22 protein-coding genes are annotated in these 21070 nt (G+C 65.9%); 8 read left to right on the forward strand and 14 right to left on the reverse strand.

The annotated features are described in order from the left end of the window. Positions 1–357: 357 nt before the first annotated feature. On the reverse strand, positions 358–2430 hold the full coding sequence (locus B7L05_RS05840; RefSeq protein ID WP_085809785.1) for a catalase: 2073 nt from the start codon (positions 2428–2430) through the stop codon (positions 358–360). Positions 2431–2703: 273 nt separating this feature from the next. Next, positions 2704–2985: a DUF427 domain-containing protein gene (locus B7L05_RS05845; RefSeq protein ID WP_144037182.1), complete on the reverse strand. Its 282-nt coding sequence runs from the start codon at positions 2983–2985 to the stop codon at positions 2704–2706. A 280-nt stretch (positions 2986–3265) separates the two neighbouring features. Between B7L05_RS05845 and B7L05_RS05850 the strand changes: the two genes are divergently transcribed. From B7L05_RS05850 to B7L05_RS05875, 6 genes are all read left to right on the forward strand, one after another. Further along, entirely contained in the window at positions 3266–3874 is a 609-nt protein-coding gene (locus B7L05_RS05850) for an SRPBCC family protein (protein WP_085809383.1), read from the forward strand. After that, entirely contained in the window at positions 3874–5064 is a 1191-nt protein-coding gene (locus B7L05_RS05855) for a zinc-dependent alcohol dehydrogenase (protein ID WP_085809384.1), read from the forward strand. Before B7L05_RS05850 ends, B7L05_RS05855 begins: the two co-directional genes overlap by 1 nt. A gap of 46 nt (positions 5065–5110) precedes the next feature. Continuing rightward, the gene (locus tag B7L05_RS05860; protein WP_085809385.1) at positions 5111–5896 is read left to right on the forward strand and encodes an SDR family oxidoreductase; all 786 of its coding nucleotides are present in this window, start codon (positions 5111–5113) and stop codon (positions 5894–5896) included. Positions 5897–6124: 228 nt separating this feature from the next. Further along, the gene (locus B7L05_RS05865; RefSeq protein ID WP_085809386.1) at positions 6125–7657 is read left to right on the forward strand and encodes a long-chain-fatty-acid--CoA ligase; all 1533 of its coding nucleotides are present in this window, start codon (positions 6125–6127) and stop codon (positions 7655–7657) included. After that, positions 7657–8391, forward strand: a complete 735-nt coding sequence (locus B7L05_RS05870; protein ID WP_085809387.1) for an acyl-CoA dehydrogenase family protein — start codon at positions 7657–7659, stop codon at positions 8389–8391. The genes B7L05_RS05865 and B7L05_RS05870 overlap by 1 nt, the downstream gene beginning before the upstream one ends. Positions 8392–8485: 94 nt before the next feature. After that, complete coding sequence (locus B7L05_RS05875; RefSeq protein WP_085809388.1) at positions 8486–8668, forward strand: CsbD family protein; 183 nt, start codon at positions 8486–8488, stop codon at positions 8666–8668. A 73-nt stretch (positions 8669–8741) separates the two neighbouring features. On the opposite strand, the gene B7L05_RS05880 is transcribed toward B7L05_RS05875, so the two are convergent. Then, positions 8742–9944, reverse strand: a complete 1203-nt coding sequence (locus B7L05_RS05880) for an acyl-CoA dehydrogenase family protein (protein WP_307718256.1) — start codon at positions 9942–9944, stop codon at positions 8742–8744. 3 nt (positions 9945–9947) lie between these two features. Beyond that, positions 9948–10673: a LuxR family transcriptional regulator gene (locus B7L05_RS05885; protein WP_085809389.1), complete on the reverse strand. Its 726-nt coding sequence runs from the start codon at positions 10671–10673 to the stop codon at positions 9948–9950. A 144-nt stretch (positions 10674–10817) separates the two neighbouring features. Between B7L05_RS05885 and B7L05_RS05890 the strand changes: the two genes are divergently transcribed. Beyond that, complete coding sequence (locus B7L05_RS05890) at positions 10818–11597, forward strand: SDR family oxidoreductase (RefSeq protein WP_085809390.1); 780 nt, start codon at positions 10818–10820, stop codon at positions 11595–11597. 21 nt (positions 11598–11618) lie between these two features. Here the strand turns inward: B7L05_RS05890 and cdd are convergent, their stop codons facing one another. The 3 genes from cdd to B7L05_RS05905 are packed head-to-tail and all read right to left on the reverse strand — an operon-like array spanning position 11619 to position 13256. Continuing rightward, positions 11619–12098: a cytidine deaminase gene (gene cdd / locus B7L05_RS05895; protein WP_085809391.1), complete on the reverse strand. Its 480-nt coding sequence runs from the start codon at positions 12096–12098 to the stop codon at positions 11619–11621. Beyond that, a complete protein-coding gene (locus B7L05_RS05900; RefSeq protein ID WP_085809392.1) occupies positions 12095–12769 on the reverse strand; it encodes a GH25 family lysozyme in 675 nt (224 codons plus the stop codon). The genes cdd and B7L05_RS05900 overlap by 4 nt, the downstream gene beginning before the upstream one ends. Positions 12770–12773: 4 nt before the next feature. Beyond that, entirely contained in the window at positions 12774–13256 is a 483-nt protein-coding gene (locus tag B7L05_RS05905; protein WP_085809393.1) for a UPF0262 family protein, read from the reverse strand. Between the two features lie 100 nt (positions 13257–13356). Between B7L05_RS05905 and B7L05_RS05910 the strand changes: the two genes are divergently transcribed. Then, a complete protein-coding gene (locus B7L05_RS05910) occupies positions 13357–14847 on the forward strand; it encodes a replicative DNA helicase (RefSeq protein WP_085809394.1) in 1491 nt (496 codons plus the stop codon). A gap of 69 nt (positions 14848–14916) precedes the next feature. Here the strand turns inward: B7L05_RS05910 and B7L05_RS05915 are convergent, their stop codons facing one another. The 7 genes from B7L05_RS05915 to astD form a co-directional block, all read right to left on the reverse strand. Next, positions 14917–15675, reverse strand: a complete 759-nt coding sequence (locus B7L05_RS05915) for a phosphoadenylyl-sulfate reductase (protein WP_085809395.1) — start codon at positions 15673–15675, stop codon at positions 14917–14919. Further along, positions 15668–16117, reverse strand: coding sequence for a DUF934 domain-containing protein (locus tag B7L05_RS05920; RefSeq protein ID WP_085809396.1), 450 nt, complete (start codon positions 16115–16117; stop codon positions 15668–15670). Before B7L05_RS05920 ends, B7L05_RS05915 begins: the two co-directional genes overlap by 8 nt. Continuing rightward, on the reverse strand, positions 16110–17744 hold the full coding sequence (locus tag B7L05_RS05925; RefSeq protein ID WP_085809397.1) for a nitrite/sulfite reductase: 1635 nt from the start codon (positions 17742–17744) through the stop codon (positions 16110–16112). The genes B7L05_RS05920 and B7L05_RS05925 overlap by 8 nt, the downstream gene beginning before the upstream one ends. 109 nt (positions 17745–17853) lie before the next feature. Then, complete coding sequence (locus tag B7L05_RS05930; protein WP_085809398.1) at positions 17854–18150, reverse strand: DUF2849 domain-containing protein; 297 nt, start codon at positions 18148–18150, stop codon at positions 17854–17856. Further along, on the reverse strand, positions 18147–18938 hold the full coding sequence (cobA, locus tag B7L05_RS05935; protein WP_085809399.1) for a uroporphyrinogen-III C-methyltransferase: 792 nt from the start codon (positions 18936–18938) through the stop codon (positions 18147–18149). Before cobA ends, B7L05_RS05930 begins: the two co-directional genes overlap by 4 nt. A gap of 237 nt (positions 18939–19175) precedes the next feature. After that, positions 19176–19427 (reverse strand): hypothetical protein, encoded by a 252-nt coding sequence (locus B7L05_RS05940; protein WP_085809400.1) that lies wholly within the window; start codon positions 19425–19427, stop codon positions 19176–19178. Positions 19428–19602: 175 nt separating this feature from the next. Next, positions 19603–21051: a succinylglutamate-semialdehyde dehydrogenase gene (gene astD / locus B7L05_RS05945; protein WP_085809401.1), complete on the reverse strand. Its 1449-nt coding sequence runs from the start codon at positions 21049–21051 to the stop codon at positions 19603–19605. Positions 21052–21070 lie beyond the last annotated feature (19 nt).

Consider the following 21070-nt stretch of genomic DNA (forward strand, 5'->3'; position numbering starts at 1 on the left):
CCCGCTCCGAAACACGCCGCAGAACGATAACGGCAAAGGGACCGAAGAGAATAACAGGTTCCGAAAGCAGCCGTACGATCTACAATTTCGTCGGCGACGCTTTTGCTCGGGCGTGCCTCGGCGTACTTGCTGTATTGACTTGGTTCGAACGGGCGCGTCGCTCCCGCACTCCATGAGCGTAGTAGCTAATCTTTCCTGGAACTGCCTGTTGGAAGCCAAGCTATTTTCGCATGATCGAACGGCGGGAGTGCCAAGCTCAGGGCATTCAACAGCCGACATGCAACACATGGCGTGCGACGTCGTATCAACTGATTAAACGCGGCAGCGAGCCGGCAGCGAGCCGGCTCGCCGTTCTTTTCACGCCAGCGTTCGTACGCCTGCCTCTCGCGCGTAGAAGCGCCGGCTCGCCGCCGCCACGAAGGCGTCGCCCAGTTCCGTCACACCGTCGTCCTTCTCAACCCCAGCTTTGTCAATCAGCGGTTGAGCGGCATCGCTGGCGCCGATGGCCTTCAGGTGGCCGAAAGCGTCCATCACGAACTGCACAGCCGCTGCTTCCTTCAGTAGCGCCGCGCAGCCTTCGTCGGATAGTACCACCGCGACAGCGTCGAAGATCTGGCTCGGTGACCCTGCAAGCTGGCCATCCGCCTTACGCTTCGATCCATCGGCAAGCGTCGTACCGCCAACCTTTGGCGCGACCAGCACGGCCTTACCCCCAGCGGCTTCGACAGCCGCGACCACAGCGTCGATCGCTGCACCGTCACTGCCGTCGTTGAACAGGACACCCACGCTGCGCCCCTTCAGCGTGTCTTTCATGTTCTTGTGGATCGACAAGGCATCGGAAGGCGCCATGTCGATCGGGTTGCGTGCCGCCGCAGCCTTCTGCGGCAGGTCGATGCCCAAGCCATCGGCGACGCGCTTCGCCAGATCTTCATCGACGTTGCGCAGGTTGGCGACCATGCGCGGCGGCACCTGATCGAGCACGCCGACCTTCGACAGCTCGAACACGAACGACGAAGCGATATGCGCCTGCTCGTTTTCGGTCTGGGACCGATAGAAGAGCCGCGCCTGGCTATAGTGATCCGCGAACAATTCCGCGCGGATGCGCAGCTTGTCGCCCTGCTCGTCCGGCCCGGTGGCGGCGTTCACCGTCGCGAAGCCGCGCTCGATGCTCTCGCGCGGGCCGCCGTCCTCGCCGTGCGCGGCGAGGCTGTTCGGCTCGTAGTTGGCACGGCCCTTCGGTACATGCGTCTGCATTTTCCCGTCGCGCTGAAAGTTTCCGAACGGGCACCGCGGCGCGTTGATAGGGATCTGGTGGAAGTTCGTCGTTCCCAGCCGCGAGTTCTGCGTATCCAGGTAGCTGAACAGCCGCCCCTGCAGCAGCGGATCGTTCGAGAAGTCGATGCCTGGCACGATATTGGTCGGCAGGAATGCGACTTGCTCCGTCTCGGCGAAGAAATTGTCCGGATTGCGGTTCAACGTCAGCGTGCCGATGATCCGCACGGGCACGTCGTCTTCCGGGATCAGCTTGGTCGCGTCCAGCACGTCATAAGGCTGTGCTTCGGCAAATTCCTGGTCGAAGACCTGGATGCCGAGATCCCATTGCGGGAACGATCCGGTGTCGATCGCTTCCCACAGATCGCGGCGCTGGTAGTCGTTGTCGGCCGCCTGGAGCTTTAATGCTTCGTCCCAGATCGTCGATTGAAGGCCGAGGCGCGGCTTCCAATGGAACTTGACGAAGCTTGCCTTCCCACCTGCATTGACCAGCTTGAAGGTGTGTACGCCGAACCCCTCCATCGTGCGGAACGACCGCGGCAGGGTGCGATCCGACATCGCCCACATCAGCATGTGGGTCGTCTCAGGCATCAGGCTCGCCCAGTCCCAGAAAGTATCGTGTGCGCTTCCCGCCTGCGGATAGGCGCGGTCGGCTTCCATCTTCACGGAGTGAACAAGATCGGGAAACTTGATCGCGTCCTGGATGAAGAAGACTGGGATGTTGTTGCCGACCAGATCCCAATTGCCTTCGCGCGTGTAGAATTTGACGGCGAAGCCGCGCACGTCGCGCGGCGTGTCGACCGAGCCAGCGCCGCCCGCGACGGTCGAGAAGCGAACGAATACCTCGGTCTGCTCGCCTTTGGTGAAGACGGCGGCCTTGGACAGGTCGCTGATATCGTCGGTCGCCTCAAAGACGCCGTGCGCGCCGGAGCCGCGCGCGTGCACGATGCGCTCGGGAATACGCTCGTGATCGAAGTGGAAGATCTTTTCGCGCAGGACGAAATCTTCGAGCAGCGTCGGGCCCCGCGCGCCGGACTTCAGGCTGTTCTGATTGTCGCTGATGGGCATGCCGTGATTGGTCGTCAGCACAGGCGCATCGCCCGCCGCACGCTGATGGGTCTCGCCGCCGTTGCCGGTAGCGGTGGTCATGTCGCTCATGCAGATTTCCTTCGTCGCCAGATTTGGCTCGTCATAGGAACGAAGCTGGACGCCGAAGGTCCCATGCACATTTTTTTGAAGGGGCAGGTGGATAGCCGGATGGCGGAGTTTGTTAGCCAGGCAAAGGTGGCAACGTCACACGTCGAACCGTCCTTGAGGTCGAGCGTGTCTGCAGAACCTGACTGTCCAACGTCGCCTATTATGGGCGTCCAACTGCAGAAGGTACGACGGCTTTCGATCCCCGGCCGGTAAACCCACTAGCGGGCAGGGCAGCTAATCTACCCGAACGCCCTTCCAAAATGCTATGCGACCGCGAATTTGGTCGGCCGCTGCTTTGGGTTCAGGGTAGTACCATGCGGCATCATGGTTCTCGGCGCCATTCACGCGCAAGCTGTAGTAATGAGCCGTCCCTTTCCACGGGCAGAAACTTGTCGTGCTGCTTGGCAGAAGGACTACCGCGTCGACGCTGTCGGCAGGAAAATAGTGGTTGCCTTCCACGATTACCGTATCATCGCTCTGCGCGATCAATGCACCGTTCCAACGTGCTTCGACCACATCCATTCTCCTACCGCCGACGCCGTAAGTCGGATTGCATCTTTCTCCCGTCAAGCAGCAACAAAGCGGTGAACGGACGTCTGCTTCAGGTAAGCACGATGGATGCCGTAACTGACCAGTGTTTTGGCCGAGATCCCTTAGGATTTGCCGTCCACGCTTTCTGCCGCTTTCGTCCACCGCAAAGGCGCGACAGCGGCGTTAGATTGATTGAGGTTACATAGAATTCGCGGAACGGGCGTCGAGTCGCCCTCGTTGGATCAGCATTCCCGAGGAGAAGGTAATGGCGGATCCAGCCCACACGACGTCGGCGGACGATGCGCCGCTCGCCACGTCGAAGCATCGCGCGGCGGCGGTGGCGGCGGCAACGAACGGCTCGATCGATGTCCCTGCGGACGGCGATGCGGATACGCTGGTCGCCCGCAGCGTCACGATCAATCGACCGCGCGACGAGCTCTACGCCTATTGGCGCAATCTGCCGCAGCTCGCCACCTTCATGGAAAATGTCGAGCGGATCGAGATGCTCGACGATCTGCGCTCGCATTGGGTGGTCAAGGCACCGGCGGGTCGCGATGTCGAATGGGTTGCGCAGATCACCGAGGATCGTGCGGGCGAGGTGATCGCCTGGGCGTCCGAGGAGGGAGCGGAGGTGCCCAACAGCGGTCGCGTCGAGTTCCGCGACGCCTCCGGTGGACGTGGCACGGTCGTCACCGCGACGATCCTCTATGATCCGCCGGCGGGCGCGATCGGCAAGCTGATCGCCAAGCTGTTCCAGCGTGAGCCCGCGATTCAGGCGCGGCGTGACCTGCGCCGCTTCAAGCAGTTGATGGAGACGGGCGAGATCGCCACCGGCGCGCGCAACACGCGCCTCCTAGAGGAAGGAAAAAACTGATGCGCGCGCTCACCTGGCACGGCAAGCACGACGTGCGCGTCGACACGGTCGACGATCCCGAGATCCTCAATCCGCGCGATGCAATCATCAAGATAACGTCGACCGCGATTTGCGGATCGGACCTGCACCTCTACGACGGATATATTCCGACGATGCAGTCGGGTGACATTCTTGGCCACGAGTTCATGGGCGAAGTGGTCGAGATCGGTGCCAAATCGACCTTGAAGAAAGGGCAGCGCGTCGTTGTGCCCTTCACCATCTCGTGCGGATCATGCTTCCACTGCGGCAAGCACCAATATTCGGCGTGCGACAACGGCCTGCCGGCGGATAACCAGGATATCGCACAGACTTTGTACGGCCAGCCGATGGCCGGCCTGTTCGGCTACAGCCACATGACGGGCGGCTATTCAGGTGGGCAGGCCGAATATGTCCGCGTGCCGTTCAGCGACGTCGGCCCGATCGTCGTTCCGGACGGCGTCGAGGACGAGAAGGTTCTGTTCCTATCCGACATCCTGCCGACCGGATGGATGGCGGCGGAGAACGCCGATATCGAGCCCGGCGATACCGTCGCGGTATGGGGCTGCGGGCCCGTAGGGCTGTTCGCGATCCAGTCGGCGTTTCTGATGGGTGCGGAGCGAGTGATCGCGATCGATCACTTCCCGCATCGGCTGGAACTCGCCAAGCGCTTCGGCGCCGAGACGATCAACTTTGAGGAGAGCGCGGCCTACGAAGCGCTGATGGAGATGACCGGTGGGATCGGGCCCGATGCCTGCATCGATTCGGTCGGCCTCGAAGCGCACGGCCTGTTCGTCGACAACATCGTCGACCAGATCAAGGCATCAACCTTCCTCGGTACCGATCGTCCGCACTCGATCCGTCAGGCGATCATCGCGTGCCGCAAGGGCGGACGCGTGTCGATGCCGGCGGTGTACGGCGGCTTTGTCGACAAATTCCCGCTCGGCGCCTTCATGGAGAAGGGGCTGACGCTCAAGACCGGGCAGACGCACGTCCAGCATTACCTACCGGGGCTGCTCGCCGCGATCATGGAAGGAAAGATCGATACGACCTTCCTCATCAGTCACACGCTGCCGCTCGAGAACGCCCCGGACGGATACCGGATGTTCCACGATCGCCAGAACGAGGTGACCAAGGTGGTCCTGAAGCCCGGCCTGGACCGTATCCAGCTCTGATCCACCAGCGAGGCGTGCCGCGGACGGTGCGCTAGGAGATATCATCATGGCCGACAAATTGGCGATTATCACCGGCGCATCGACCGGTATTGGGTTCGAGCTTGCCAGCATCGCGGCGCGCGAAGGCTATGACATCATCGTCGTCGCCGACGAGCCGTTGATCGATGCTGCCGCCCGCGATTTCGAACAATTCGGCACGAAAGTGCAGGCGATCGAGGCCGATTTGTCGACGATCGACGGGGTCGATCGCGTGCTCGACGCGGCGGCGGGGCGACGGATCGACGTCGTCTGTGCCAATGCGGCGATCAGCAAGGGCGGGCCGTTCCTCGACGAGAGCGTCGCCGATTGGCGGCGATCGGTCGACACCAACATCACCGGTACCGTCTACCTGCTGCAGCGCACACTGCGCGATATGGTGGCGCGCAACTCGGGCAAGATCCTCGTCACGGGATCGATCGCCGGATACATCCCGGGCGCTTTCAATGCGATCTACAATGCGACCAAGGCGTTCATCGACAATTTCACCGAGGCGCTGCGCAACGAGATCAAGGACGTCGACGGCGTCACGCTGACGACGCTGATGCCAGGGCCGACCGACACCGAGTTCTTCGCGCGTGCCGACATGCTCGACACGCCCGTCGGCAAAAGTGAGTCGAAGGCCGATCCGGCCAAGGTCGCGCAGGACGGATGGGACGCGCTGATCGCGGGCAAGGGGCACATCGTGTCCGGCCTGTCGAACAAGCTGCAGGTGATCGGCTCCGGGCTGCTGCCGCAGTCAGTCCTCGCGCAGATGCATCGCGGCATGGCGGAGCCCGAAGGCGGCGAGGAGTGATCTCGTAGCAGGTTACTAGGGCGATCGGCCCGAGCTTCCCTCCCGGGCCGATCGCCTAAGCCTGACCAACGTGTCAGGCTGCGTCATCCGAATGTCCTGCTAGGCGTGCAGCGGTGCGGCGATCGCAAGCGTGAAAAGTGCTGGCAAGCCGCAGCGGGCGTCGGCACACTCGCCGATGAACCATCGGGATCGCGCGCATAGCGCGGCGACGGGTGAGGGGAGGGAAGGATGAGCAACCTGCCGCCGACATTCGGCGAAGCGCTGGCGCGGCACGCCGTCGAACGGCCCGATCAGGTCGCACTGCGCTTCGAGGATCGCGTCACCGATTACGCGACATTTGATCGACATGCGAGCCAGATTGCCAACGGGCTGATCGCGATGGGGATGCGCAAGGGAGATCGCGTCGCCTATCTCGGAAAGAACAGCGATTGGGCGGTCGAGCTCGCACTCGGCGTTGCGCGCGCGGGGATGATCCTGGTGCCCGTTATCTGGCGGCTGGCGCCGGCGGAGGTCGACGGCATCCTCGCCGATTCAGGCGCCAGGACGCTATTCGTCGAGCCGGCGTTCAATCGCGCGTTTCCAATGGCGAACGTTGTCATCCTCGATGAAGGCTTCGCACGGTGGCGCGACGCGCAGGGCCCGGTACCGCCAGCGATTGCCGTAAACGAAGACGATGTTGTCCTCCAACTCTACACTTCGGGCACCACCGGCGCGCCGAAGGGCGTGATGCTCAGCCACGCCAACGGCATTCGCCAGCGCCAGGCGCAGCTCGACGCCCAGGTCGACTGGCTGCTCGCCAACCCGGGCGACGCGACGATTATCGCCATGCCCTACGGTCATATCGGCGGGGTCGGCGTCGCGCTCGGCGCGGTGAACAGTGGGCAGGAGCTCATTATCCACGCTGAATATGACGCGAGCGCGGTGATGGATGCGATCGCCGCGCATCGCGTGCGCCGGCTGTTCCTCGTGCCAGCGGCGATCGGGCTGATGCTGCAGCATCCCAAGGCCGCAACCGCCGATTTCTCGTCAATCGAGACGTTGTCCTACGGCGCTAGCCCGATCCCGCTGCCGCTGCTGCAACAGGCGGTGGCGCGTATCGGCTGCGGTTTCGTCCAGGTCTACGGTATGACCGAGACGTGGGGCTCGATCGTCGCGCTGCCGCCCGAGGATCACCTGCCCGGGCGCGAGCACAAGATGACCGCGGCGGGTAAGGCGCTGCCCGGCGTCGAGCTGCGCATCCTCGACGAGGACGGCAACGAGGTGCCGCCAGGGACGATCGGCGAGGTCGCGATCCGCAGCCCGAACAACACGCGCGGCTATTGGAACAAGCCCGAAGAGAGCGTCAAGGCGCTGGTCGGCGACGGCTGGCTGCGTACCGGCGATGCCGGCATTCTCGACGAGGACGGCTATCTCTTCATCCAGGATCGCATCAAGGACATGATCATCACCGGCGCGGAGAACGTCTATCCCGCGGAGGTGGAGAGCGCGATCTACGGCCACCCGGCGGTCGCCGACGTCGCGGTCATCGGCGTGCCCGATCCCAAATGGGGCGAGGCGGTGAAGGCGATGGTCGTCCTGCATCCGGGGGCCGATGCCGATGCCGCGGCGATCATCGGCCATGCGCGCGAACGCATCGCCGGTTTCAAATGCCCCAAGAGCGTCGACTTCATTGACGCGCTCCCGCGCAACCCGTCTGGCAAGATCCTGCGGCGGACGCTGCGCGAGCCATTCTGGGCCGGTCTCGATCGAAAGGTGAACTGATGGATTTCGCACGCACCGAAGAGCAGCGGATGCTTGGTGAGACGCTCGACGGGATGCTGACGGTGGCGAGCAGCGATTGGCGGATCGTCGACGAGGCGGGTCTCGGCGCGCTCGGCGTCGCGGCGCAGGACGATGGCCTTGGCGAGGAGGTGCGCGATGCCGCCGTCGTCGCGGCCGCCTTCGGTCGCGCCAACGTCACGCTTCCCTGGGCGGAGCACTGGATCGCGACGCGGCTCGGCGAGCGCGGCAATGACGGCCCCCGCGCGACCGATCCCGCGCGAGCGCTCGATTGCGCTGGCAATCAGCGGGCGTGGGCGGAGGACGCGCTGACGGTGCTGCACTGTGCGGAGATCGTCGGCTTGTGTCGTACCATGCTGCGCGATGCCGCGCGTTTCGCCAAGGAACGGCGTCAGTTCGGTGTCGCGATCGCCAGTTTCCAGGCGCTGCGCCACCGCATGGCAGATATGGCGATGCAGCTCGAACTTGCCGCGGCAATGACCGACGTCGCGATCGACGTGCTCGACGCGGACGCGGCTGAGCGCGTGAACGCCGTCTCCGCCGCGCGCGTGACGTGTGACGATGCCGCGCGACTCGTTGGCGAGGGCGCGGTGCAGATCCACGGCGCGATGGGGCTCACCGCCGAACTCGCGCTCGGCGGCTACTTTCGCCGCGCCCGTACGCTGGCACAGGGCGATGGCACCGCCCAGGCGCACCTGCGCCGCTACGCCGCTTGATCGGGGACGCTGCGGAACTGATGCGGATCAATGCCGTTGAATAGGTAAGCGGTCGCTTAAGCGGTCGCGCCCCTCGAACCAACGGAGCGCCATCATGGGTGAACTCACCGACAAGCTGTCCGCCGCGGGCAACAAGATCGCCGGCAACGTCAAGGAAGCCGTCGGCAAGGCGACCGACAATGAGCGTCTGGAAGCCGAAGGCGAGGCGCAGCAGGCGAAGGGCACCGGTCAGGACGTCAAGGGCAGCGTCAAGGGCGCGCTTGGCGACAAGATCTGATCGATTGACCGATCTGACGACTGACGGCCGCTCCCTCCCCGGGGCGGCCGTTTTCGTTTGGCCGTCAGGCGGCCTAGTCGACGACGACGCGCGCGATCAGATCGCGCTGGATCTCATTCGAGCCGGCGTAGATGCTGCTCGCGCGGTTGTTGAGATATTTGGGCATCGCGGTTACGATTGCGTCGGGCGCCTCGTCGAGCGGCCCGTCCCATCCGGCAGCGACGTCGAGTGCGAGCAGGTCGATCCGCTGCGATGCCTCGGTCCCCAAGACTTTCAGCATCGACGGGCGCACACTGTCTGCCGGCCCACGACCTTCGAGCACGGCGAGCTCGATCGCTCGCAACGCGTCGATCGCGATCGCCTCGCGCGCCAGCCGCTCGCGATTGCTGTCGTGATCGAGCCAGCCGGTCGCCTCGGCCGCCTCACGCACCAGCGCCAGATGCGAGGCCAGCCCCGGCGCGTAGCGGCCGCCACGCTCGAACGTCAGCAGGTGCTTGGCGACGGTCCATCCGTCGTTCTCCGCGCCTAACCTACCACTCACCGGCACGCGCGCGTCGTCGAAGAACACCTGATTGAACTCGTGCTCGCCGGCCAGCGTGGTGATCGGCGCTACGGTGATCCCCGGCGTGTTCATCTCGAGCAGGACGAACGAGATGCCCGTCTGCGGCCGCCCCTCCGTGCTGGTGCGCACCAGGCAGAACATGCGGTTCGCGAAATGCGCGTGCGTCGTCCAGATCTTCGAGCCGTTGAGGACGTAATCGTCGCCGTCGCGCACCGCGCGCAGCTTGAGGGAGGCGAGGTCGGAGCCCGACCCCGGCTCGGAATAGCCTTGGCACCAGTAATCGTCGCCCGACAGGATGCGCGGCAGCAGCTCAGCCTTTTGCTCCGACGTGCCGTAATGCATGATGACGGGGGCGACCATCTTCAGCCCCATCGGCGACAGCGACGGCGCATGCGCGCGGGCATATTCCTCCGCCCAGATATAGCGCTGGATTTCGTTCCATCCCGTACCGCCGTGCTCGACCGGCCAGTCGGGCGCGGCCCAGCCCTGTGCGTGCAGGATCTTCTGCCACGGCACGGCGATATCGGGGTGGAGGAACACGCTGGTCCCACGCCGCGCGCCGCGACGCAGCTCTGGCGTCAGCTTCTCGTCGAGAAAGGTGCGCACCTCGTCGCGAAAGGTGCGCGCGGCGGCGCTGTTCAGGCTCTCCATCGCGCCATCATGCGCAATGCCGCGCCGCTGTCCACCCTGACGCTCCTGCCAGGTCGGCCGCATCACTTACGCATCGGGGCCGAGGAAGCCGTGCCCGGTGGCGATCTGGATCATCCGCGCGCGCGTCGTCGCCCCCAGCTTCTCGGCGGCGTTGCGCAGGTGGAAACGCACCGTCGACACCGACAGCGTCAGGATCGTGCCGATCTCCGCGTTGGTCTTGCCCGCCGCCGCCCAGCGGACGCATTGCGCCTCGCGCGCGGACAGCTGACCAGGCTGCGGCCGGGCCCTGCTCGACGCCGCCTCGCGATGCGCCGCGAGGAAGCGGTAGGCCAGTGCGAACAGCCGCTCCGCCTGTGCGGTGAAGATCGCGGCGATATCGACCGGTTCGCTCGCGACCCACAGCACCACGCCGACCTGCCCGCCGGGCAGGTGGACGGGAACGATCAGCGCCGCAGCGAAGCCGAACTGCCGCGTCACGCCGGTGCAGTCGATCGCGGCGAGCGCGTCGGTCGGTCGCCATGAATGGAGCCGATCGTCGGCGAACCAGATCGGCTCGGCAAAGACGCGCGCGGCGTGAAGGAAGCTGGCGCGCAGCGCCAGGCCGCGGTTGAGCCAGTAATTCGGCGCGCTGCTCACCCATGGCATTCGCTCGGCGTAGGGGCGGCCGGCGCGATCGGCCATCGGCGCGGCGTCCCCGATATCGCTCTGCGCCGCGACGAATGGCAGGCCGATCTCGGCGCCGACGGCGACCACGGCCTGCGCCAGCCGATCCACTTCATCCCATGCCGCCATCGGCTAATCCGTCGCCCTGTTCGAACGCTCCGCCACGCCGCTACCGATCGACGGATCGGGCGGCAAGGCCAGCCTTGCGCAACGGGGCGGATCAGGGCATCGCGGCGCCGTAACTGATGTTATGGTAACAAAAGGGAGAGGGTGATGGCCGGTCGGTATGCAGGCAAGCACGTATTCGTGGCGGGGGCGTCGAGCGGGATCAACCTGGGCATCGCGCATGCCTTTGCCGCCGAAGGCGCCAAGGTAACCGTGCTGAGCCGCAGCGCGGACAAGATCGAGGCGGCGGCGGCCGGGATCCGCGACACAGGCGCGGAGGCGATCGGCATAGCGTGCGACGTGCGCGACTATCCGGGGCTGGAGGCGGCTTATACGCAGGCGACCGACAAGTTCGGGCTGATCGACGTCCTGATCTCGGGCGCGGCGGGCAACTTCCTCGCGCCCGCGGTCAAGCTGTCGGCCAACGCGTTCAAAACCGTCGTCGATATCGACCTGCTCGGCACGTTCAACGTGTTCCGGGCGAGCTACGATCACCTGGTGAAGCCCGGCGCGTCGCTGATCGCGATCACCGCCGGGCAGGCGGTTCACCCGTCGTCGTTCCAGATCCACGCCTGCGCCGCCAAGGCCGGCGTCAACATGGTGACGAAGTGCCTCGCGCTCGAATGGGGGCCGGCCGGCGTGCGCGTCAACGGCATCTCGCCCGGCCCGATCGGCGATACCGAGGGCATGAAGCGGCTCGGCGGCGATCCAGCGCGCGAGCAGCAGATCAAAGGCCGACTCGCGCTGCGCGACTATGGCACCAAGGCCGACGTGGCAGAGGCGGCACTGTGGCTGTCGAGCCCCGAGGCGAAATACGTCACCGGCGCGATCCTCAACGTCGACGGTGGCAGCGATCTGGGTGACGCGAGCGCCAACGCGCTCGGCTGACCCGCCTTCGATGGCCGGCGATCAGGTGGAGCGGTTGACGCCGATCCCCAGGTCCGCCGGCCCGAAGGCGTCCGGCAGCAGATCGGACAGGCGGTAACGCGCGATCGCGTCGCCCTGCGCGCCGACGCAATAGACGCGAACGTCGCGCCCGCCGATCTGCGCCGCCTCATTGATCACCTGGCGACAGCGGCCACAGGGCCGCACCACGTCCTCGCCGGTGATCGCGCCCGATCGGATCATCCCACCAACGACACCGATCGCGACGATGTCGCCTAGCCGGCCGCTTGCGCTCGCGGTGGCAATCGCCACCGTCTCGGCGCACAGCGACAAGCCGTAGCTCGCATTCTCGAAATTCGCGCCCGGCACGATCGTGTCGTCGGTGAGCAGCACCGCCGCGCCGACGCCGAAATTGGAATAGGGGGCGTGCGCGTGTCTCGCCGCCGCGCGCGCCGCCGCAATCAGCCGCGGCGCCTCATCGCCATGTTCCACAATATCGTTCATTGCGCCGCCACGTCCCAGTTGATCGTTCCGTCCACCCCGTCGATCCGCCGCCGGTCGCTTGCCCGCCACATCCGCCACGGGCGCGAGGCGTAATCGGGCGCAAAGAAATTGCCTTCTGCCCACAGCGGACGCGGAATCGCACTCGCCAGATCGTAGCGCCGCTCGATGGCGCGCGACACGCGCAGCATCACCGGCTTGCCGGTATGCGCCTCGATCATGCTCGCCGCCTGACGGACGGCGTCGACCAGCTGTTGCCGCTCGGGCTGGGCGTCGCATCCCTCGACCGCGTCGATGTCGATCGCGGCGGGCAGTGCCTCATCATCGCGCGGGACGACGGTGTTGAACGCATTCGCCTGCGCGACCGCCGGCTGGCACATCGACCAGACGTGAACCGCCCCGCGCCGCATGCCCGCGGCGGCGATCCCCTGCCAGTTCGCCTCGAATTGCCAATCACGCTGCACCGCGCCGTTGGTCGCGACGGCATAGGCGAAATCGGCGCCACCGCCCGCCACCACCGGCCACTCGACCGCGCCGTTCGCCTCGCTGACGTCGACGCCCTGCACTGGGTAAGTCTCGGGGGAGGGCCGCCAGTGCGCAGCATATCGCCATCCGGCGACGCCAAGCACCGCCACGGCGAGCGCGATGACGACGAAACGGCCGATCCCGTACATCGCGTCAGCCCTTGATGTGCAGCACGCAGATCAGCGTGAACAGCCGCCGCGCGGTGTCAAAATCGACGTCGATCTTTCCCGCCAGCCGCTCGCGCAGCAGCTCGGCGGCCTCGTTGTGGATGCCCCGCCGCGCCATGTCGACCGTTTCGATCTGCTGCGGGGTCGCCTGACGTATCGCCTGGAAGTAGCTGTCGCAGATCGCGAAATAGTCGCGGATCGGCCGGCGGAAGCGGCCCATGCCAAGGATGTGCGCCTCAAGCGGCGTCCCGTCCTCGCGCTTGATCTGCATCGCCAGCCGCCCTTCCTCGACCGACAGCGCCAGCCGGTACGGCCCGGCATAGCTGTCGGGGTGCTGCTTCTGCGGGGCGAAGTGATTGCCCTCGATCAGATCGAAGATTGCGATCCGCCGTTCCTGCTCGATATCGGCCGAGCGCCACAGGATCGTCCGTTCGTCCAGTTCGATGTCGATGATCCGCGGATCGGCCATCTGGTCGCGATAGAGACCAATCGTCGCTGCGACAATTCTCGTTATCCACACACGCCGGCGGTTCCCGTCCGTGCCGCGCGACGGTACAAGCCGGCGCCTGATGGCAACCCTGGCATTCCCGCACACGGCCCCGGCCGAACCCGTCCACCTGCCCCGCAACGTCGAGGCCGAAGCCGCGATGCTCGGCGCGATGATGATCGACAACCGGCTGGCGGACGACATCGCCGACCAACTCGATCCGCAGCATTTCTACGAACCGGTGCATGGCCGCGTCTTTGCGGCGATCAAGACACTGCGATCGAACGACATGCTCGCCACCCCCGTCACGCTACGTCCGATGTTCGAGGCGGACGAGGGGATGCGCGAGCTCGGCGGCCCGGCGTATCTCGCGCAGCTCACCGGCTCGGGCGCGGGGCTGATCGGCGCACGGCAATTTGCCAAGCAGATCTACGATCTCGCGATGCTCCGCGCGCTAGTGACGGTGGGTCGCACGCTGGTCGATCGTGCGATGGACACGTCGGAGGAGGTCAACCCGCGTGCCCAGATCGAGCTCGCCGAGGAGGAATTGTTCAAGGTCGCCGCCGACGGGACGACGGAGAATGCGATCAAGAGCTTCGCGCAGGCAACGAAGGTCGCGCTCAAGATGGCGGAGACCGCGCTCAACTCGGGCGGTAAGGTCTCGGGCATCACCACCGGCTTCGATACGGTCAACGGCCGGATCGGCGGCATGCACCGCTCGGATCTTATGATCCTCGCTGGGCGCCCCGGCATGGGCAAGACGTCGCTTGCCACCAATATCGCGTTCAACGCCGCGCAGCGCTGGATGATGGACATGAAGGCGGGCATCGCGCCGAGCGAGTCGATCGGCGCCAAGGTCGCCTTCTTCAGCCTCGAAATGTCCGCCGATCAGCTCGCGACGCGTATCCTCGCCGAACAGTCGCGCATCACGTCGGAGAAGCTGCGCCGCGGTGACATCAGCCGCGCCGAATTCCACCAGCTCGCAGCCGCGGCCGCCGACCTAGAAAGCCTGCCGCTGTTCATCGACGATACCGGCGGCTTGTCGATCAGTGCGCTGCACACGCGCGTGCGGCGCTTGCAGCGGCGGCACAACAACGAAATCGGCCTCGTCATCGTCGATTACCTCCAGCTCCTCAGCGGCAGCGGCAAGTCGAGCGATGGCAATCGCGTGCAGGAGATTTCCGAGATCAGTCGCGGGTTGAAGACACTCGCGAAGGATCTTCACGTTCCTGTACTGGCGCTGTCACAGCTCAGCCGTGCGGTCGAGCAGCGTGAGGACAAACGCCCGCAGCTCTCGGACCTTCGCGAATCCGGCTCGATCGAGCAGGACGCGGACATGGTGTGGTTCGTATTCCGCGAGGATTATTACGTCGCCGCAAAGGAGCCCAAGCGGCCGACTGAGGGCGACAATTCGAAGATCTTCGAGGATCATGCGGCGTGGGCGAGCGACATGGAGCGCGTCTACGGTCTCGCCGAACTCATCATCGCCAAGCAGCGTCATGGTGCCACGGGCAAGGTGACGATGAAGTTCGATCCCAGCGTTACGCGGTTCAGCGACTACGCCGGCTATTGATCGGAAGAGGTTCGTGTCGCTGCTGGACAGGCCTGAAGAGCGGTGCGTCTTCAGCCGCCACGCGGCGGATCAGAACGCCGGCTCTTCGCCCGGCTTCTCAGGCACGTGGATCCCGCATTCCACCTTGTCCCAGCCGCGCCAGCGTCCGGCGCGTGGGTCCTCGCCGGGCAGGACCTTCGACGTGCACGGCTTGCAGCCGATCGACGGATAGCCGTTCGCCTCCAGCGGGTGCCGCGGCAATTCGTGCGTGTCGAAATAGGCGTCGATCCGCGCCTTGTCCCAGTCGGCGAGGGGATTGAGCTTCAGCCGCCCCTCGTCGATCTCGAACCGCGGCAGTGCGGCGCGGGTCTTCGACTGGAACCCCTTGCGGCCGGAGATCCAGGCGTCGAACGGCAGCAGCGCGCGGCGCAGCGGCTCGACCTTGCGTAGGTCGCAGCAGCCGTCGGGATCGTAGGACCAGCGCAACCCGGTCGCGTCCTTCGCCGCCAGCAGCCGTGGATCGGGGCGATAGACGCGCAGATCAGTGAACCCGAGCTGCTCGGAAAGTTCGTCACGATATTCAAGCGTTTCGCCGAACATCTTTTGCGTATTGGTGAAGATGACCGGCACGTCCTTGTCGACCTGTGCGATCATGTGCAGCAGTACCGCTGATTCGGACCCGAACGAGGACACCGCCGTCACCCGCCCAGCGAGATCGCCGGTTAGCAGGATGCGCAGCATCTCCTGCGTCTCGACCCCCGCAAAGCGCGCCTCCATCGCCGCCGCGTCCGCCTGGGTGAAGGCGGGCGAGACGTCGATCGTATCGAGGCGCAGCGCGGCCTCAGCCATGGCGCAGCTTCCACACCGGCACGGCCGCGTCGGCGGCCGACTGATAATGGTAATCGTAGCGATCGAGGCTGCGCTTCAGCGTGTCCGGGTCGATCGGCGTCTCCGGGGCGAAGCTGTCGAACCCGCAGCGGCGCATGAACGGCAGCTGGTCGACCAGCACGTCGCCCGCGGCGCGCAGTTCGCCGGTATAGCCCGCCTCGCGCAGCACGCGCGCTGCCGAATAGCCGCGCCCGTCACGGAAGGTGGGGAAGCTCACTTCGATCAGCGCGAGCTGGCCGAGGTGCGGCAGCAGCGCGCGCGCGTCGTCGCCCGCCTCGATCCGCACCGCGCCGGCGTTGGTCTGCCCCTCAAGAAACGAATCGAGCGTCACCGCCGGCTCGTCGTGCGCCTCGTCGTCACGGAAGCGCAGCAGCGCGTCGGTGTTGCCGGCCAGATCAGCCATTGTAGATCGCCTCCTTGAACGCATCGAAGCCGACGCGGCGATAGGTATCGAGGAAGCGCTCGCCTGGCTCGCGCACCGCGACAAACTTGTCGGTGACGCGCTCGATCGCGTCGACGATGCCATCCTCGTCGAAGCCGGGGCCGGTTATCTTGCCGAGACTCACATCCTCCGCGCCCGAACCGCCGAGCAGCAGCTGGTAATTCTCCTTGCCCTTACGGTCGACGCCCAGGATGCCGATGTGCCCGGCGTGGTGGTGGCCGCAGGCGTTGATGCAGCCCGAGATCTTGAGCTTGAGCTCGCCCAGGTCGCGCTGTCGATCGAGATCTTTGAAGCGCGTCGCGATCTTCTGCGCGACCGGTATCGAGCGCGCGTTGGCGAGGCTGCAGTAATCGAGGCCGGGACAGGCGATGATGTCGCTGATGAGGTCGAGGTTCGCCTCCGCGAGCCCGGCGTCGGTCAGCGCCTGCCAAACGGCATAGAGGTCCGCCTTGCGCACGTGCGGCAGGACGATGTTCTGCGCGTGCGTGACGCGCAGCTCGTCGAACGAGTAGCGCTGCGCGAGATCGGCCATCACGTCGATCTGGTCGGCGCTCGCATCACCGGGAATGCCGCCCACAGGCTTCAGCGAAATGTTGACGATTGCATAGCCGGAGGCCTGGTGCGATTTCACGTTCTGGTCGAGCCACACCGCGAAATCAGGGTCGCTGCGGTCGACCGCGTCGGCCGCGCCTGCCTCGAACGCGGGCGGCGCGAAGAAGGCGCTGATCCGCTCGAACTCGGCAAGCGGGGGATCGATCCCCAGCGTCTTGACGTGTGCGAACTCCGCCTCGACCTGGCGTCGGTATTCGTCCGCGCCCAGTTCGTGGATCAGGATCTTGATCCGCGCCTTGTAGATGTTGTCGCGCCGGCCGTAGCGATTGTAGACGCGCAGGCACGCCTCAAGATAGCTCAGCAGATCGTCGGCGGCGACGAAGTCCTTGATCTCGGGAGCGATCATCGGCGTACGGCCCATGCCGCCGCCGACGAACACGCGTCCGCCGAGAACGCCGTCACGCTTCACCAACTCAATGCCGATATCGTGCAGCCGCATCGCCGCGCGATCCTCCGCGCTAGCGATGACGGCGATTTTGAACTTGCGCGGCAGGTAGCTGAATTCGGGGTGGAAGGTGCTCCACTGGCGCAGCAGCTCGGCCCAGGGACGCGGATCGGCGACCTCGTCCGCGGCGGCGCCAGCGTATTGATCCGAACTGATGTTGCGGATGCAATTGCCGCTGGTCTGGATCGCGTGCATCTCGACCGTCGCCAAATCGGCGAGGATATCGGGCGCGTCCTCCAGCTTGATCCAATTGTACTGGATGTTCTGGCGCGTGGTGAAGTGGCCGTAACCGCGGTCATACTTGCGCGCGATATGCCCGAGCATCCGCATCTGCCGGCTGTCGAGCGTGCCATAGGGCACTGCGACGCGCAGCATGTAGGCGTGAAGCTGCAGATAGAGGCCGTTCATTAGCCGCAGCGGCTTGAACTGGTCCTCGCTGATCTGCCCCGCCAGGCGGCGCTTCACCTGATCGCGAAACTCGTCGACCCGCGCGTCGACGATCGACTGGTCGTATTGATCGTATTTATACATCGCGACTTTCGTCCAAATCTGCGGTTCGCGGAAGGCCTGGAGCGGCGTTACGCGAGAAGGGAAAGCGGAAGGGCAGGGCGGCGTGGCAGCCCCACCCGACGAAACATCATCAAATCACCCAGCTGCCGGCATCGGCATCGGCGGGCTTCAGCGTCAGGTCGGGGCGGACGGTCGGGCCAAGCGCACGGATACGATCCTTGATGTGCGCAGGTCGCGGGCCTTCCGCGGTCGCCGTCGCATCGATGACATAGGGGCCGTTGACACGCCGCGCGCCTTCTTCGGCCTTTGCAATCGCCTCGCCCTTGTCGGCGACGTCGACGGCGTCTTCGACGTGGCGCGACCAGCCGTTGCCCGTCCACCACGTCACGTCGCCGGTCGGCAGATCGTTGCCCGTCAGCAGTTTCATGCGTTCATTCCCTCCGCGGCGCGCGCCCACGCGACCAGCTTGTCCTCGGCGTCGGACAGTTCGACGACCTCGCCGACGACGATGATCGCCGGGCTCGCCACCGCCTCGCGTTCCACCATCGGGCCCAGATCGGCAAGCAGCGTCTTGAGCGCGCGATGCCCCGGCAGCGTACCCTTCTCGAGCACGGCGACAGGCATGTCGGGCGCGACGCCGTCGGCCATCAGCTTGTCGGCAATCGCTTCAGCGGTCGCAACGCCCATGTAGATCACCAGAGTGCGACCCTGGCCGGCGAGCCCGGCCCAGTCCTGCTCGGTCAGCCCCTTGCACTGGCCGGCGACGAAGCTGACCGCGCTCGAATGGTCGCGGTGCGTCAGCGGCAGCATCGCCTCCGCCGCGCAACCGAGGGCCGCCGACACGCCCGGCACCACTTCCACCGCAAGGCCGGCGGCGCGCACCGCCTCGACCTCCTCGCCGCCGCGTCCGAAGATGAACGGATCGCCGCCCTTCAGTCGCACAACGATGCTGCCCGCGCGGACGTGCGCGACGATGAGCGCGTTGATCGCCTCCTGCGGCAGCGTGTGGCGCGCGCGCCGCTTGGCAACCGAGATACGGTGCGCGCCAGCCGGCGCGATATCCAGCACGCGCGGATCTATCAGCCCGTCGTGCACAACGACGTCGGCAACGTGCAGCGCCTCGACCGCGCGCACCGTCAACAGGCCAGGATCGCCGGGGCCGGCGCCGACGAGGATGACGCGCCCGCGCGCGTCCGGATCGAGAAGGCTGGTCATGCCCGAGGAAATGGGCGAGCCGCGGATGAGCGGCAACCGAGCGATGCTTCGCGTCGGCGTAGGTTAGCTATCGGTGGAGCGGCAGTCAGATTTGGCGGCTTCCAGGCATGTCGAGCCGGTGCCAACGCGCGCTACGAACAGGCGGCGATGCCGCGGGCGCGGATTACAGCTCGGCGAGAGAGGCGCCGACGGTCGCGCAAAAAGAAGGGGCGACCCGGGGGCCGCCCCTTCGACAGATCAGTTGCTGTCCGAATCGTCGTTGTCGTCGACGATGAGGTAGATGCCGCCCGCGATGATCAGCGCGCCGAGGATCGCCGGAACGATCGACACGCCGGCTAGGCGATCGGCCTTCGCGGTTGCGGTGCCCGCACGCGCCGACTTGGCGACCGAGAGCTTGGCGGCAGGCGAGGTCGCCGGCGCGGCCGAAGCGGCGACAGGCGCGAGGACGAGCGCAGTGGCGCTGAGGCTGGTCAGGAACTTGGTCATCATATCTTTTCTCCTGTTGATGCAGGCAGCGAGAGGCGCGAACTGCGAAGAGCGTATATTTGGACGCGACTTTGCCGCACTGCGACACCCCTGTTGTCCGACCCGGGCGTTTTTCGCGATGATTGTGCCATTTGTGCCACGCCGGGGGCCTGCTGCCTGATCGCCGCCGGTGGCGCCTTCAGCCGTCGCGCAACCCGATCCCGATAGAGGCACGCGCGGCGTCGGCCTCGTTCGAGACGACGGGATAGGCGCAATAGTCGGCAGCGTAATAGGCGCTCGGCCGGTGGTTGCCCGACCAGCCGATCCCGCCGAACGGCGCGGCGGACGAGGCGCCGTTGGTCGGCCGGTTCCAATTGACGATGCCTGCGCGCGCGCCGGCCCAGAAGCGGTCGTAGAGCGCCGGCGTCTGGCTGATCAGCGAGGCGGAGAGACCGTAGCGCGTGTTGTTCGCCTCCGCGATCGCCGCCTCGAAATCGGACAGGCGAACGACCTGCAGGATCGGCCCGAATAGCTCGAGATCGGGTCTGTCGGCGACGTCGGTCATGTCGATCAGCCCGGGGCTGAGGAACGGCCGGTCCGCCACCGGGCGTTCGAGATGCCGGATGACCTTGCCGCCGCGCATCAGCAGTGCAAGGAAGCTCTCCGTCAGCTGATCGGCGGTATCGTTGTCGATCACCGGACCCATGAACGGCGAGGGGTCGTCGTGCGGCGCACCGATGATCAGGCGTCCGAGCAGCCGGTTGATCTGATCGAGCAACGGCTCCGCCAGCCGCTCGTCGACAATCAGCCGCCGCGCCGCGGTGCAGCGCTGGCCCGCGGTGGTGAACGCTGATTGGATGACGAGGACGGCCGCGGTGTAGATCTCGGGCGTGTCCCACACCACGATCGGGTTGTTGCCGCCCATCTCCAGCGCCAGGATCTTCTCCGGCTTTTCCGCGAAGGCGCGATTGAGCGCGATGCCGGTGCGCGCCGATCCGGTAAACAGCAGCCCGTCGATGTCCGGGTGTGCGGCGAGCGCGCGGCCCTCGTCGGGTCCGCCGATCACCAGGCGGATGCACTCCTCCGGTACGCCCGCCGCGCGATAGCATTCAACCAGGAACGCGCCAGTAGCCGGCGTCTTTTCCGATGGCTTGAAGATCACCGCGTTGCCCGCAATCAGCGCGGGGACGATGTGGCCGTTGGGCAGATGCGCCGGGAAGTTATACGGCCCGAGCACCGCCAATACGCCATGCGGCTTGTGTCGCAGCGCCATGCGCGATCCCATTGGCGCGTCGAGCCGCCGCTGTGCAGTGCGATCGGCATAGGCCGAGACCGAGATGTCGACCTTGCCGATCACGGTGTCGACTTCGGTGCGCGCTTCCCACAGCGGCTTGCCCGTTTCGCGCGCGATGATGTCCGCCAGCGCGTCCTGCCGCTGGCGCACCACGTTGGCGAAGCGCCGCATCGTCTCGATACGATACGTCAGCGGGCGCGCCGCCCAGGTGGCCCAACCGCCGCGCGCCGCCGCCACCTCCGCATCGACGTCGCCGATCGGCCCGCGCCACAGTTCCGCGCCGGTCGCGGGTTCGAAGGAGACGATCTCGCTCAAGGGCAAACCTCTGGTACGCTGCCCGTACGCGATGGGCATTCGCCCGCCCTTACGAGAC

Source organism: Sphingomonas sp. TZW2008 (assembly GCF_002117915.1).
Classification (GTDB): domain Bacteria; phylum Pseudomonadota; class Alphaproteobacteria; order Sphingomonadales; family Sphingomonadaceae; genus Sphingomonas.